General features: G+C 70.3%; 13 protein-coding genes. 10 read left to right on the top strand and 3 right to left on the bottom strand.

Features of this window, described 5'->3' with window-relative positions; all coding sequences use genetic code 11:
• The 3 genes from VFO68_RS22130 to VFO68_RS22120 form a co-directional block, all read right to left on the bottom strand.
• On the bottom strand, positions 1-772 hold a 772-nt coding region (locus VFO68_RS22130), incomplete at its 3' end, for a hypothetical protein (protein WP_325160269.1).
• Between the two features lie 117 nt (positions 773-889).
• Entirely contained in the window at positions 890-2,323 is a 1,434-nt protein-coding gene (locus VFO68_RS22125) for a pyridoxal phosphate-dependent decarboxylase family protein (RefSeq protein ID WP_325160268.1), read from the bottom strand.
• A complete protein-coding gene (locus VFO68_RS22120; protein WP_325160267.1) occupies positions 2,320-3,666 on the bottom strand; it encodes an MFS transporter in 1,347 nt (448 codons plus the stop codon). Before VFO68_RS22120 ends, VFO68_RS22125 begins: the two co-directional genes overlap by 4 nt.
• A 105-nt stretch (positions 3,667-3,771) precedes the next feature.
• Between VFO68_RS22120 and VFO68_RS22115 the strand changes: the two genes are divergently transcribed.
• From VFO68_RS22115 to VFO68_RS22070, 10 genes are all read left to right on the top strand, one after another.
• Entirely contained in the window at positions 3,772-4,674 is a 903-nt protein-coding gene (locus VFO68_RS22115; RefSeq protein WP_325160266.1) for an ABC transporter ATP-binding protein, read from the top strand.
• A complete protein-coding gene (locus VFO68_RS22110) occupies positions 4,671-5,513 on the top strand; it encodes an ABC transporter permease (RefSeq protein WP_325160265.1) in 843 nt (280 codons plus the stop codon). Before VFO68_RS22115 ends, VFO68_RS22110 begins: the two co-directional genes overlap by 4 nt.
• Positions 5,510-5,749 carry a helix-turn-helix transcriptional regulator gene (locus tag VFO68_RS22105; protein WP_325160264.1) on the top strand — a complete coding sequence of 80 codons (240 nt, stop codon included), beginning with the start codon at positions 5,510-5,512 and terminating at the stop codon, positions 5,747-5,749. Before VFO68_RS22110 ends, VFO68_RS22105 begins: the two co-directional genes overlap by 4 nt.
• A gap of 162 nt (positions 5,750-5,911) precedes the next feature.
• On the top strand, positions 5,912-6,769 hold the full coding sequence (locus tag VFO68_RS22100; RefSeq protein ID WP_325160263.1) for a sugar ABC transporter permease: 858 nt from the start codon (positions 5,912-5,914) through the stop codon (positions 6,767-6,769).
• Positions 6,766-7,647: a carbohydrate ABC transporter permease gene (locus VFO68_RS22095; RefSeq protein ID WP_325160262.1), complete on the top strand. Its 882-nt coding sequence runs from the start codon at positions 6,766-6,768 to the stop codon at positions 7,645-7,647. The genes VFO68_RS22100 and VFO68_RS22095 overlap by 4 nt, the downstream gene beginning before the upstream one ends.
• Entirely contained in the window at positions 7,644-9,611 is a 1,968-nt protein-coding gene (locus tag VFO68_RS22090) for a DUF6807 family protein (protein ID WP_325160261.1), read from the top strand. Before VFO68_RS22095 ends, VFO68_RS22090 begins: the two co-directional genes overlap by 4 nt.
• A gap of 44 nt (positions 9,612-9,655) precedes the next feature.
• Positions 9,656-10,936, top strand: a complete 1,281-nt coding sequence (locus tag VFO68_RS22085) for a sugar ABC transporter substrate-binding protein (protein WP_325160260.1) — start codon at positions 9,656-9,658, stop codon at positions 10,934-10,936.
• Positions 10,937-10,952: 16 nt separating this feature from the next.
• Positions 10,953-12,248 carry a pectate lyase gene (locus VFO68_RS22080; RefSeq protein ID WP_325160259.1) on the top strand — a complete coding sequence of 432 codons (1,296 nt, stop codon included), beginning with the start codon at positions 10,953-10,955 and terminating at the stop codon, positions 12,246-12,248.
• A gap of 100 nt (positions 12,249-12,348) precedes the next feature.
• Entirely contained in the window at positions 12,349-14,142 is a 1,794-nt protein-coding gene (locus tag VFO68_RS22075) for a rhamnogalacturonan lyase (protein WP_325160258.1), read from the top strand.
• Positions 14,143-14,251: 109 nt separating this feature from the next.
• Positions 14,252-15,205: a pectate lyase family protein gene (locus VFO68_RS22070; protein ID WP_325160257.1), complete on the top strand. Its 954-nt coding sequence runs from the start codon at positions 14,252-14,254 to the stop codon at positions 15,203-15,205.
• Positions 15,206-15,295 lie beyond the last annotated feature (90 nt).

Raw genomic sequence — 15,295 nt, 5'->3', positions numbered from 1 at the left:
GGGCGACGCCCCGCAGCGCGGCGGACAGTTGCGGGACCGCCTCGGTCCGGCCGTACCGCGCATCGGACAGGCGGAACGGGCAGCCCTGCGGGCCGTGCAGGATCTCGTCCATCCGCTCGGTGACCGGCGAGGCGTAGGAGGCCAGCACCAGGCTGTAGTCGGCGTCGGCGTAGCCCGCCTGGCTCATCGCGGACCGCACGTCGGCCAGCGCCCGCTCGACCCGGGGCGCCATCGCGGCCAGCCGCTGCGGCCACTGCGTGCGCAGCCGGGAGGCGCAGCTCGATCCGAACGGGTTGAGCCAGGCCTCGATGCAGTCCAGGATCGTGTCGGCGAACTGCGGTTCGTCGTTGGTGCCGACCTGGACCACCACGGCGGTGACCCGGTTGGCGCGGGCGACGTCGATCAGGCGGCGGGCCTGCGAGCCCTCGGTGTAGTGCGTGGTGTCGGCCAGCGACACGTTCGCCGAGTTGGCGCCCGAACAGGCCAGGTTGATCGTCCGGTCGGCCAGCGTGGTGCGGTGGATCAGCGCGTTGGCCGAGCGGTGGCACCAGTCGCCGTTCTCCCCCCTGGTGCCCGGTTCGTAGTTTCCGGCGCCCTCACCGGAGATCGCGCTGTCGCCGAGCGACACGACGGCCGTGGGTCGCGGGTCGGCGCCCGCGGCCGGTGGACCGGCCAGAGCGAGCGCAGTGGTGAGCAGAACGGCGAGACCGCCTGCGGTGAGGCGCGTATGGACGGACGAGGCCTTGTTGACCAGCGGATCAGATGTGCGCATGAGCAACCCCGATCTTCCACGGCGACGTTGCCGCGCTGAACATGCCGAACATCACCTTAGTGACCAAAGATCGGATCCGACCATAACCCGAATGGGGTTCGTATTTGTCCGTTCGGCTTACTCCGAGTGGCCCGGCGTGTACAGCAGGCCGAGAAACTCGACCAGCACCCGCTCGCGCAGCGCCGCCGGCGCGGCGGCCAGCAACGCGTTCACCCCGGCCATCCGGTCCGGCAGCCCGGCTCCTCCCAGGCCGGCCGCGGCCAGCAGGCCGGCGAACTGCTCCCCGGTCAGGGTCGCCGGGTCCAGCGCCGCGATCACGTCCACCACCTCCGGCGGCACCCGCACCGGCCCCTGCGCCCGGGCGGCGGCGACCGAGGCGGCCAGGTCGGCGAGCAGTTCGGGCTCCGAGCCGTGGTTGGCCGCGGTCACCGTCAGGTGCAGGTTGGCCGGCGACGGGCCGTGCGCGAACTGCGGCTGGACGTACCAGCGCCGCGCGGTCATCTCGTCGGCCACGGTGAACACGTCGAGGTCGTCGCCGGTGGCGGTGACGGCGAGCAGCGACGAGCACGGCTCGCCGAGCACCCGCAGCCCGTCGATGCCGTCGATCCCGGCCCGCAGCGCGCGCGTCGCGGCCAGCGTGCGCCCGGCCAGTTCGGCATACCCGGCGTCGCCCACGTGCCGGATGATCGCCCAGGCCGCCGCGAGCGGGCCGCCGGAGCGGGTGGACTGCACCGTGGAGTTGAGCATCGTGTAGCCGGGCCAGGCGGCGCTGGCGAAGTACTGCGACCGGCGCAGGTCGGCGTCGGCGTGCAGCAGAACCGACGTCCCCTTCGGACAGTAGGCGTACTTGTGCAGGTCGACCGAGATGCTGGTGACGCCGGGCACGGAGAAGTCGAAGTCGGGCACCTCGGCGCCGAGCCGGCGCAGGTACGGCAGCAGCCAGCCGCCGATGCAGGCGTCCACGTGGCAGCGCACCCCGCGCGCGGCCGCGGCCGCGGCGACCGGTCGTACCGGGTCGACCACCCCGTGGGCGTAGGACGGCGCGCTGACCACCACCAGCACGGTGCGCTCGTCGATGGCCGCGGCCATGGCGGCCGGGTCGGCCCGGAAGGTGTCCGGGTCGACCCCGACCATCACCGGCTCCACGCCGAAGTAGCGGGCCGCCTTGTGGAACGCGGCATGCGCGGTGGCCGGCAGCACGATCCGCGGCGCGTCGATGTCCGGACGGGCGGACCGGGCGGCGTACACGGCGAGCAGGCAGCTCTCCGTGCCGCCCGAGGTGACGTTGCCGGCGCCCCCGCCGAGCAGCGCCGCCGCCGCGGCGACCACGTCGTTCTCCATCCGCAGCAGGCTGGGGAACGCGGTCGGGTCCAGCCCGTTGGCGGAACTGGCCAGCGCGTGTGCGGCCGCACCCAGCTCGTCCAGGCCGCGGCCGCTGTCGTAGACGTAGGCCAGGGTCCGGCCGCCGTGGGTGGGCAGGTCGCCTGCGCGCAGCGCGCGCAACTCGGCGAGCACCTGTTCGGCGGGCAGCCCTTCGGGCGGAATGCTCATGCTTCGTCCCACATCCGCCGGCGCAGCAGTGGCAGTGCGGCCAGTGTGAACAGGGCCGGGATCAGTCCGGCGCCGACCACCACCGCGGTCAGCGCGCTGTCCGGCTGGTCCACCTCTTGCCCCGCCGAGGATGACACGTAGCCGCCTACGGCCAGCACCAGCCCGTACAGCCCGGGCCCGAGAGCCAGTCCCAACGTCTCCCCCGCGGTCCACACGCCGGCGAACAGGCCGGCCCGGACCTGGCCGGTGCGCCGCTCCTCGGCGCTGATCACGTCCGGCAGCAGGGCCAGCGGGAAGACCTGCATGCCGGCGTAGCCCACGCCGGACAGCGCCGCCGCGGCGAGCACGACCGGCACCGGCACCAGCCGGGCGGCGAACACGCCCAGCATGGCCACGACGAACACCAGCGAGGCCAGGACGTAGCCGACCCGCTTGCCCCAGCGCGCCGCCACCCACTGGCAGACGGGCATGACCAGCAGCGCGGGCGCGACGAACCCGGCGAACAGCAGCGGTTGCAGGCTGGTGTCCTCGAGCACGACGCGGGCCAGGTAGTCCACCCCGGCCAGCAGGGTGGCGATGCCCGCCGCCTGGATCACGAACGCGACCAGGAGCACCTGGAACGGCCGGCAGGCCCGCACCGCGGCGAACGCCTCGCGCCAGGTCGCCACCGACGGCTTCACCGTGGCCACCGGCGCGCGGGCGGTGCCGAAGAACACGCCGAGGGTGCCGAGCAGGATCAGCACGCCGACGGCGATCCCCATCGCCCGGTAGCCCGCGCTGCCGCCGACCGCGTCCCGGATCGCCGGCGCTCCCGCCCCGCTGACCAGAATCGCCACCGCCAGCACGGCGATCCGCATGGTGGTCAGCCGGGTGCGCTCGTGCTCGCCCTGGGTGATCTCCGCCGGCATGGCGTTGTACGGCACCTGGAACAGCGCGAAGGCGGTGGCGCACAGCAGGAACGTGACCGTGACGTACAGCGCGTCGGCGGCCACCGAGCCGGTGTCGGGGCCGAGAAACATGGCCGCGAAGAAGATGGCGACCCCGATCCCACCGGCGAGCAGGTACGGCCGCCTGGCTCCCAGCCGGGTCCTGGTGCGGTCGCTGATCCGCCCGGCCACCGGGTTGAACACGACGTCCCAGGCCTTGGGCAGCAGGACCAGCAGGCCCGCGATCGAGGCCGGCACGGCCAGGCTGTCGGTCAGGTACGGCAGCAGCAGGAGGCCGGGAACGGTGCCGAAGGCGCCGGTGACCAGGGAACCGACGGCGTAGCCGGACCGCACGCCCAGCGGCAGCCTGCCTGCCGCCGCGTCATCGTGAGCAGGGGTTTTCCGAAGCGATGCCATGGTGGGCAGGACATTAGACCGGCGTCCGCCGCGCCGGAACAGCAGCGGCATTGGCGTTGTAGTACTCCTGCTATATATTGCCGGGGTGACATTACGGAGAAGCGCATGACTGCTGCGATCGAGGTGCACGACCTGTGCATGCGGTACGGATCCGTGGACGTGCTCAACGGGGTCGACTTCACCGCCCTGCGCGGCGAGGTCGTCACCCTCCTGGGGCCCAACGGCGCCGGCAAGACCACCACGATCGAGATCCTGGAAGGGTTCCGGCTGCGGTCCGCCGGGCAGGTCAGCGTGCTGGGGGTGGACCCGGCCAGGGGCGACGAGTCCTGGCGGGCGCGCCTGGGCGTGGTGCTGCAGTCCTGGCGCGACCACGGCAAGTGGCGGGTCCGTGAACTGCTGCGCCACCTGGGCCGGTACTACGCGCCCTACCGGCGGCCGTTCGACGTCGACGAGTTGGTCGACGCGGTCGGCCTGGCCGAATGCGCCGACAAGAAGATCATGACGTTGTCCGGCGGCCAGCGCCGCCGGCTGGACGTGGCGATCGGCATCGTCGGGCGGCCCGAATTGCTGTTCCTGGACGAGCCCACCGCCGGGTTCGACCCGCAGGCCCGCCGGGACTTCCACGACCTGGTGCACCGGTTGGCCGACCGGGACGAGACCACGATCCTGCTCACCACGCACGACCTGGACGAGGCGGAGAAGCTCGCCGACCGCATCCTGATCCTGGCCGGCGGGCGGATCGTCGCCGACGGCAGCGCCGCCGCGCTGGCCCGGCAGGTGGCCGGCCAGACCGAGGTGCGCTGGCGGCAACGCGACGAGACCTTCGTGCACGCCGCCGACGACGGCACCGAGTTCGTCCGCACGCTGTTCGCCCAGCACGGCGCGGAGATCGCCGACCTGGAGGTGCGCCGGGCATCGCTGGAGGACACCTACATCACCATGGTGCGCGGCTTCGAGTCGGGGAACCCGACCGACGCCCTGGCCGTGTTCGGAGGAGCCGGACGATGACGAACGCGGTACGCAACGGCCTGCGCCGGGGCTGGATCGAGTACACCGCCACCATGCGCAGCGTGCCCGACGTGATCAACTACTTCATCGTGGCGGCGTTCTTCCTGGTCGTGCTCTACCTCAACCGGAACAACACCGTGGCGGGCACGTCGCTGACCCTGGCCACGCTGGCGCTGCCCGGCCTGCTCGGCATGCTGGCCGTGTACACCGGCATGGTCAGCGCGGGCTACGCGCTGTCCGCCGAACGCGAGGACGGCACCCTGCTGCGCGCCAAGGCGGTCCCGGACGGGATGATCGGCTACATCACCGGTCACATCCTGCGGGTCACGCTGGAGACCGCGACCATGCTGGTGGCCATGCTGGTGCCGGCGCTGCTGGTCATCGACGGCCTGTTCGGCGCGGGCCTCGCCGGCGGGCTGAACCTGCTGTGGGTGTTCCCGCTCGGCCTGCTGGCCACCCTGCCGATCGGGATGGTCATCGGCTCGCTGATGAAGAGCCCGCGCGCGATCGCCGGCTGGGGGCTGCTCGCGGTGGGCGCGCTGACCTTCATCTCCGGGGTGTTCACGCCGATCAGCGGCAATCCGGCCTGGTTGCAGGGCGTCGCGCAACTCTTCCCGGTGTACTGGCTGGGCCTGGGCATGCGCTCGGCGCTGCTGCCGGACGCGGCCGCCGCGGTGGAGATCACCGAGTCCTGGCGGACCCTGGAGACCATCGCCGTGCTCGGGACCTGGGCGGTCGTCGGCCTGGTGCTGGCTCCGGTGGTGCTGCGCCGGATGGCCCGGCGCGAGTCCGGCTCCGCCGTCGACGAGCGCCGGCAGAAGGTGTTGCACCGGCTATGACGGAGTCGATTCACAACCGCATCGCCATGTTGCGGGTCGAACGGGGCATCTCCCGCCGCCAGTTGGCCGACGCGCTCGGTGTGCACTACCAGACCGTGGGTTACCTGGAGCGGGGTGAGTACAGCCCCAGCCTCTATCTCGCGCTGCGCATCGCGGAGTACTTTGAGGTTCCGGTGGAAGTCATCTTCTCCACCAAGCCCTTCCCGCGGATCGGAGACTCGGAGCGGTCCGCGTGATCATGGCCGGGGTGACGCCATAGTCCACACGCTGTCCGCGATTGTCCACGTGTTCCTCCATATCCTCTGTGGACAATCCGCGACAGAACGGAGTCGTCGGCTATGGCAGTCGCCGAGGTGGTTCCGCGGCGACACAGGCTCCGCCCAGGCCGGGGCTCCTGGGTGCCGTACCTGCTCATCTCCCCTGCCGTGCTGGCGATGCTGGCGTTCCTGGTCTACCCGATGGTCAGCGTCTTCTACTACAGCCTGCAACACCATTTCGTCAGCAAGCCGTGGGAGAACGGGTTCGCCGGGCTGGACAACTTCGAGCGGATGCTGTTCCACGACCCGCTGTTCTGGCAGAGCCTCGGCTTCACGGCCAAGTGGGTGGTCGTCGAGGTCCTGCTTCAGCTGGTGCTCGGCCTGATCCTGGCCCTGATCATCAACGAGACCTTCATCGGCCGCGCGCTGTCCCGAGCCATGGTGGTCTCGCCGTGGGCGGTGTCCGGCGTGCTCACCACCGGGATCTGGGTGCTGCTCTACAACCCGACCACCGGCATGTCGCGTTACCTGGCCGACATGGGGCTGATCCCGTACGGCGCCGCGCCGCTGGCCAACCCCGACACGGTGTTCGCCGCCGCGGTGGTCGCCGAGCTGTGGCGCGGGGTGCCGTTCTTCGCGATCCTGCTGCTGGCCGACCTGCAGACCATCCCGCGTGACCTCTACGAGGCGGCGTCGGTGGACGGCGCCAGCCGGATCCGCCGCTTCTACCACGTCACGCTGCCCCACCTCAAGGACGCCATCATCCTGGCGACCCTGCTGCGGGCCGTGTGGGAGTTCAACAACGTCGACCTGCTCTACACCCTCACCGGCGGCGGACCGGCGCACCAGACCACCACGCTGCCGCTGTACGTGGCCGCGACCGCCGCCCAGTCGCACAACTTCGGCTACGGCTCGGCCCTGACCATGGCGGGATTCGTGATCCTCACCTTCTTCTCCGTGCTCTACCTGCGGCTGAGCAAGTTCGGAGCCCGGTCATGACGCTGGTTCAGACCCGGCCGGCCGCGCCGAGCACTCCCCCGCCGCAGGTACCCGCACGCCGGCGAAACGGGCTGCGCCCCAGCCGCTGGCAGATCTACGTTCCGCTGGGCTTGTACCTGGTGTTCACGCTGGTCCCGTTCTACTGGATGGTGGTCTTCGCGGTCCGCCCGCGCGGGTCGTCCACGCTGCTGCCCTGGCCGGTCTCGCTGGAGAACTTCGACACCGTGTGGAACGGGCTCGGGTTCGGGGTGTTCTTCGAGAACAGCCTGAAGGTCGGGGTCGCCTCCCTGGTCGCCACCACGGTGATCGCGCTGTCCGGCGGCTACGCGCTGGCCCGCTACCGGTTCCGCGGCAAGACCGCGTTCCTGGTGGCGATGCTGTGCACCCAGTTCATCCCCGGCGCGATGATGCTGATCCCGCTGTTCCAGACGTTCCGTGAGCTCGAGCTGGTGAACTCGCTGTGGAGCCTGGTGATCGCCGAGACCGTGTTCCAGCTTCCGCTGTCGCTGATCCTGCTGTCCGGCTTCATCCGCAACATTCCGCTGGAGCTCGAGGAGGCCGCCTGGGTGGACGGGTGCTCCCGGTTCCGCGGCTTCCTGATCGTGGTGCTGCCGCTGCTGCGGCCGGCGCTGGTGGCGGTCGGCTCGTTCGCCTTCATCCACAGCTGGAACAACTTCCTGTTCGCGCTGATGTTCATCAGCCAGCAGAACAAGTACACGATCCCGGTCGGGCTGGCCTTCACCCTCGGCGAGTTCAGTGTGGACTTCGGCGCGCTGGCCGCGGGCGGCGTGGTCGCCGCGGTGCCGGTCGTGCTGGTGTTCGCCGTGGTTCAGCGCTACCTGGTGCAGGGACTGTCGGCCGGGGCGGTGAAGGGATGAACGGTCCACTTGAGCCGGTCCGCGTGGTGCTCGCCGGAGCGCACGGGCACGGGCACTGGCATCTGGACAACCTGCGCCGGCTGACCGCCGCCGGGGTGGCGCGGCTGGTGGGCGTGTGCGACGTGCGGCCGGTGCCGGACGAGGCGCTGACCGGGCTCGGCGACCCGGCCCGGTCGGCCGACCTCGGCCGGCTGATCCAGGACACCGGCGCCGAGGTCACCGTGCTGGTCACGCCGATCCACACGCACGCCGCGCTGGCCAGCACCGCGCTGCTGGCCGGGTCGCATCTGCTGCTGGAGAAACCGCCGGCCGGGTCGCTGGCCGACTTCGACCGGATCTCCGAGGTCGTGCGGTCGACCGGGCTGGCCTGCCAGGTCGGCTTCCAGAGCCTGGGTTCGGACGCGATTCCGGTGCTGCGCAAGGTGATCGCCGACGGGCGGATCGGCCGGGTGCGCGGCATCGGGGTGGCCGGCGCCTGGCAGCGGCCGCCCGCCTACTTCACCCGCGCGGACTGGTCGGGCCGGCGCCGGCTGGCCGGTGTCGCGGTCACCGACGGCGCGCTGACCAACCCGTTCGGTCACGCGGTGGCGACCGCGCTGGCCGTGGCCGAGGCCGAGCAGCTCGGCGCGGTGACCGAGATCGACGTGGAGCTGTACCGGGCCAACCCGATCGAGGCGGACGACACCTCCTGCGTGCGGCTGCGGCTGGCCGCCGGCACCGAGATCACGGTCGCGGTGTCGCTGTGCGCCGCCGGCCGGACCGAACCGTACCTGCTGGTGCACGGCGAAACCGAGACCGCCCGGTTGACCTACACCACCGACGAGATCCACATCGGACAGACCGTCACCCGACACGCGCGCACCGACCTGCTGGAGAACCTGATCGCACACGTGCGCACCGGCGCCCAACTGCTGGTCCCGCTGAGCCGGGCCGGCGCCTTCATGCAGGTGGTCGAGGCGATCCGGCAGGCCCCAGATCCGGCCCCGATTCCGTTGGCGTACCAGCAGATCGACCCCGCGACCGCGCAGCGGACGGTGCCCGGGGTCGCCGAGCTGACCGCGCGCAGCGCGCAGCGCCTGGCCCTCTACTCCGAACTGGACACCGGCTGGGCTCCGGCGAAGCACATGCTGCGGGTGGCCGACCGGGAGGTCGCCACCTACCACTGGCGACCCGACCTGCCGCGGACCGTCTCGCCCCGGCCGTACCTGCATCCGGTGTGCACCCTGGGCGGGCTCCCGGTCACCGAGACGCAGCCGAAGGACCACGTGCACCATCTCGGCGCCGGGGTCGCGATCGCCGACGTCGGCGGCGGCAACTTCTGGGGTGGCCGCACCTACCAGACCGGACGCGGGCCGGCCTGGCTCGGCGACCACGGTCAGCAGCGGCATCTGCGGTTCGCCCGGCGGGACGCGACCGGCTTCGTCGAGCACCTGGAATGGCTGGACCGCGACGGGCTGCCGATCCTGCGGGAGGAGCGCACCGTCGCCGCCCGCCTCGGCGAACCGGAAGGGTGCTGGGTGCTGGACTTCCGCTTCACCTTCACCAACCTCACCGACGCCCCGGTGCAGATCCGCAGTTCGGCGACCAAGGGCCGGACCGGCGCCGGGTACGGCGGGTTCTTCTGGCGCGCACCCGCGTCGGCGACACGACGTTCGGTGTTCACAGTGGACACCGAAGGCGAGGACGGCATCAACGGCGACCGGGCGCCCTGGGTCGCGATGTCCGGCACCGCACCGGATGGCCGGGACTGGACGCTGATCTTCGCGCAACCCGGGTCGTCCGACCCGTGGTTCGTCCGGGTCGAGGAGTACCCGGGAATCGGATCCTCCCTTGCCTGGCAGCAGCCTCTGGTGCTCACCGACTCGCTGACCAGACAGGTGGTCACGTTCGTGGCCGACGGACGGCGCGGTCGTGACGAGGCACAGGCAATGGCAGCAACTGCCGGCAGGGAAACGGAAAGGTAGGCGAACCCATGGTGAACTCGCGCTGGTGGAGAGCGGTGGCGCTCGTGACGGCAGCCTGCCTGGCCGTGGCCGGGTGTGGCGACAGCTCCGAGTCGAGCTCCGGCGGCGGCACCACGAACATCACCTTCTGGGACGACAACGGCGGGCCGGCGCGGACCCCGGTCTGGCAGCACATCATCGACGAGTTCCAGAAGGCCAACCCCACGATCAAGGTCGAGTACGTCGGCGTGCCGATCGCCCAGATCCAGCAGAAGTACGACACGGCCATCGCCGGCGGCGGCCTGCCCGACGTGGGCGGGGTGAGCACCGCGATGCTCGCCAACCTCGTGCCGCAGCAGGCACTGGACGCGGTCGACGACCGGGTCAACAACAGCTCGCTGAAGGGCAAGCTGAACGAGCAGGTCGTCAACACGGTCAAGGCCGCCATCCCGGACAGCAAGCTGTACATGGTGCCGATGTCCACCAACACGGGCATGTACTGGTACCGCACCGACTGGTTCGGCACGGCCGGCCTGAAGCCCCCGCAGACCTGGAGCGAGTTCTTCACCGACGTGGACAAGCTCACCGACAAGAGCAAGAACCAGTACGGGTTCACCATCCGCGGCGGGGCCGGTTCGATCGCCCAGATGCTCGAGGTGATCTACGGCCAGTCCGGCATCACGTCGATCTTCGACGGGTCCGGCAAGGCCACGGTCAACGACCCGCGCAACGTCGCGGCGCTGGAGAAGCTCGTCGCGCTGTACAAGAAGAACACGCCGGAAGCCGACGTGACCAACGACTTCCCCAAGATGGTCGCCCAGTTCGACGGCGGCTCGATCGCGATCATGCAGCACAACCTGGGCTCCTACAACGACCACGTCAAGGCGCTCGGCGCGGACAAGGTCGCCGCGTACGCCGTGCCCAAGTCCGACCAGGGTTACCGGACCGTGGTGTCCAACCCGGTGTCCGGGATCGGCGTGTTCGCCAGCGGCAAGAACAAGGACGCGGCGTTCAAGTTCGCCGAGTTCGCCGCCAGCAAGGCGATGAACAGCTACTGGGCCGAGAAGACCGGCGTGCTGCCGGCGAACTCCGAGGTCCGGGACGAGCCGTGGCTGGCCAAGCAGCAGCACATCGCCGAGGCGACCAAGGTGCTGACCGACTCCAGCACCAAGGTGGTGCAACTGCCCTACTACCTGCCGGAGTTCAACGCGATCACCAAGACCGAGACCGAGCCGCTGTTCCAGAAGGTGCTGCTCGGCCAGATGTCCGCCCGGGACTTCCTCGACCAGTTCGCGGCCAAGTTCACCGATGCGCAGGCCAAACACAAGCAGCGCACCGGCGGCTGAGGTGAGAGGTACGGCGATGAAACGAAGCTCCCTGCTGACCGTCGCGCTGGCGGTCGCGGCCCTCGCGGTCGCGCCGCCCGCGCAGGCGACCCACCACCTCCCCCTCGGCCGGCAGGTGCTGCCGGCCGGGGACGGGTGGGCGGCCGAGGGCACCGGCACCACCGGTGGCTCGGCGGCCCCCGAGACGGGCGTGCACGTGGTGGCCACCCGGGCCGAACTGGTGGCGGCGCTGGCCGCCCCGGCTCCCCGGATCATCTACGTGCGCGGCGAGATCGACGGCAACGAAGGCCCGGACGGCGCCCTGCTGGACTGCGCCGACTACGCCACCGGCGGCTACACCCTGGAGGCCTACCTGGCGGCCTACGACCCGGCGGTGTGGGGCCGGGACCGGGAACCGGAGGGACCGCTGGAGGACGCCCGGGTGGCTTCCGCCGCGGCCCAGACCCGCCAGATCAAGCTCAAGGTCGGGGCCGGCACCACGATCGTCGGGCTCGGCGCGCGGGCCGTGCTCAAGGGCCTGAACCTGCACGTCGACCGGGTCGACAACGTGATCGTCCGCAACATCAACTTCGTCGACGCGGCCGACTGCTTCCCGCAGTGGGATCCGACGGACGGCGCGCTCGGCGCGTGGAACTCGTTGTACGACAACGTCTCCCTGACCGGTGCGACGCACGTGTGGATGGACCACAACACGTTCACCGACGGCGACAACCCGGACTCGGCCCAGCCCCGCTACTTCGGGCAGCCGTTCCAGGTGCACGACGGCCAGCTGGACATCACCAACGGGTCGAACTTCGTGACCGTGTCGTGGAACCGGTTCACCGACCACGACAAGACCATGCTGATCGGGTCGTCCAACACCTCGACCACCGACCCGGGCAAACTGAACGTGACCGTGCACCACAACCTGTTCCACAACAACCTGCAGCGCCTGCCCCGGGTGCGGTTCGGCCAGGTGCACGTCTACAACAACTTCTACGTGGTGCCCGATCCCGCGCCGTTCATCTACGCGCTCGGCGTCGGGGTCCAGTCGAAGATCTTCGCCGAGAGCAACGCGTTCGCACTGCATCCGGACCTCGACCCGGCGGCGCTGCTGTTCAACTGGGGTGGCACCACCCTCACCGCCCGGGACAACGTGCTGAAGACGCGCCACCGGACCGAACCGATCGACCTGATCGCGGTCTACAACGCCGCGAACGACCCGGACTTCGGCACGGACGCCGGCTGGACGCCGACCCTGCACACCCGGATCGACAACCCCCGCATAGTCCCGCTTCTGGTCACCCTGCGAGCCGGAGCCGGACGGGCCTGACCCAGGATCGTCCACACCCTGTGCGCGATTGTCCACACTCCGCGTTCTAACGTGGGCTCGGGGACATCTCGCACAGGGAACGGGGCGCTTCATGGGTGCGATGCGTGGTGGACGCGCGCTGTTGGCGGCGACGATTCTGGCGGTCGGGCTGGTGTCGGCCCCGGTCGCGGCGGGTGCCGCCCCGGCGCCGCAGGCCGAACGGCTGAACCGGGGTCTGGTGAGCATCCAGACCGCCGAGGGCGTGTTCCTGAGCTGGCGGCTGCTGGCCGGCGACGCGCCGGGCACGACGTTCGTCGTCTACCGGGACGGGGTGCCGCTGCACTCCGCGCCGCTTTCGGCCACCAACTATCTGGACAAGGGTGCGCCCGCGGGCGCGACCTACGCCGTGCGGCCGGTCTCGGCCGGAGTCGACACCGCCGCCGAGGAAGGCGTGCGGATCACCGCCACCAGCATGGACGTGCCGATCCAGCTGCCGGCCGGCGGTACCACCCCGGACGGGGTCAGCTACACCTACACGGCCAACGACGCGAGCGTCGGCGACCTCGACGGTGACGGCCAGTACGAGATCGTGCTGAAGTGGGATCCCACCAACGCCAAGGACAACTCCCAGTCCGGCTACACCGGCAACGTGTTCGTCGACGCCTACCGGCTGAACGGAACCCGGCTGTGGCGCATCGACCTGGGCCGCAACATCCGCGCCGGCGCGCACTACACCCAGTTCCAGGTGTTCGACTACGACGGCGACGGCCGGGCCGAGGTGGTCATGAAGACCGCCGACGGCAGCCGGTCCGGCACCGGGCAGGTGATCGGCAACTCCTCGGCCGACTTCCGCAACACCAGCGGCTACGTCCTGTCCGGCCCGGAGTTCCTCACCGTGTTCCGCGGCACCGACGGCGCCATCCTGGCCACGCAGAACTTCACGCCGCCCCGCGGCACCGTCTCCAGCTGGGGGGACAGCTACGGCAACCGGGTGGACCGGTTCCTGGCCGGCACCGCCTACGTGGACGGCTCCCGGCCGAGCATCATCGAGGCGCGCGGCTACTACACCCGGAGCGTGATCTCGGCCTGGGACTTCCGAAACGGCGCGCTGACCCGGCGCTGGACGTTCGACTCCAGCTCCTCGACCAACGGCTCGGCCTGGACCGGCAAGGGCAACCACCAGCTCTCCGTCGCCGACGTGGACGCCGACGGCCGCGACGAGATCCTGTACGGCTCCATGGCGGTCGACGACAACGGCAACGGGTTGTGGCAGAACAACACCCACCACGGCGACGCCTACCACGTCAGCGACCTCATCCCGTCCCGGCCGGGTCTTGAGGTGTTCAAGCCGTCCGAGACCACCTCCGAGGTGGCGCACTGGATGGGCGACGCCCGCACCGGCCAGATCCTGTGGAGCGCGCCATCCTGCGGCTGCGACAACGGCCGGGCGGTCGCGGCGGACGTCTGGGCCGGCAACCCGGGCGCCGAGGCGTGGTCCTCGGCGGTGGCCGGGCTGCGCAGCGCCACCAACGGCGCGCAGGTGGCCAGCCGCAAGCCCGGTTCGACCAACTTCGTGATCTGGTGGGACGGCGACGCCCAGCGCGAGTTGCTGGACGGCACGCACATCGACAAGTACGGCACCGGCGGCGACACCCGGTTGCTCACCGCGTCCAGCGTGCATTCCAACAACGGCACCAAATCGACCCCCTCGCTGTCCGCCGACATCCTCGGCGACTGGCGCGAGGAGGTCATCTGGCCGACCACCGACAATCGGGCGCTGCGCATCTACTCCACCACCGACCCGACCAATATCTCGCGGGTTTCGCTGATGCAGGACCGGCAGTACCGGCTCGCGGTGGCCTGGCAGAACACGGGCTACAACCAGCCGCCGCACCCCAGCTTCGCCATGGGATAAGCGCAGATCCACAATCGTCCACCGGTCGTGCGCGATTATCCATGAATACCTCTCTAGCGTGGTTCCCGAGGGGCACAAAGGATCCACGGCAGAAAGGGAGAACGCACCGATGCGTAAATCCATCGCGAGGCGAACGCTGGCCGGCGGCCTGACGGTCGCCGCGGCCGCGGCACTGACCGTATGGGCGGCCGGTACCGCTTCGGCCGTCGGCACGCCCACCGGGTACGGCGCCGGCACCACCGGCGGGGGCAACGCCACTCCGATCACCGTGACCAGCGGCTCGGCGCTGATCAGCGCCATGCAGTCCAGCTCGGCCGCGGTCATCCGGATCAGCGGCATGGTCTCGATCAGCGGCATGCAGGACGTCGGGTCCAACAAGACGCTCCTCGGCGTCGGTTCGGGCTCCGGCATCACCGGCGGCGGCCTGGATATCGACGGCGTGACCAACGTCATCATCCAGAACCTGAACTTCCGCAACTGGTCCGACGACGCCATCAACGTCCAGGACGCGTCCACCCGGATCTGGATCGACCACAACGATTTCAACTTCAACGGCGCCGACGGCGCGCTGGACATCAAGCGGGCCTCGGACAACATCACCGTGTCGTGGAACAAGTTCTCCAACCACGACAAGACGATGCTGCTCGGGCACAGCGACAGCAACGGCAGCCAGGACCGGGGCCACCTGCGGGTGAGCTACCACCACAACTGGTTCAACGGCACCAACCAGCGCCACCCCCGGGTGCGGTTCGGCAACGCGGTGCACGTGTTCAACAACTACTACGGCGGCGTGCGCAGCTACGGCGTCGCGTCCACCCTCGAGGCCGGCGTTCTGGTCGAGGGCAACTACTTCGAGAACACCTCCGACGCCTACCACTGCGGTGAAGGCAGTTCCCCTCCGGGTGCGCTGGTGGCCCGGAACAACACGCTGGTGAACTCGTCGGGTTCGACCTCGGGCTGCACCGGCTCGGTGCGGGCGCTCGGGTACAGCGTCGCGATCGACCCGTCGGCGAACGTCAAGTCGATCGTGATGAACGGCGCCGGTGTGGGCAGAGTCGCCTGACCAGTAGTTATATCGGCAAAACGGCCCCCGTCCCGCCCGACGGGGGCCAGTTCCTTGCCTTCCCTCGCCAATTCCGTAAACACTATGTTG

It is taken from the genome of Actinophytocola sp. (genome assembly GCF_035712165.1).
Lineage (GTDB): Bacteria > Actinomycetota > Actinomycetes > Mycobacteriales > Pseudonocardiaceae > DASYTH01.
Note: the sequence above shows the minus strand (reverse complement) of the source record. Positions and strands in the feature narration are given on the sequence as shown.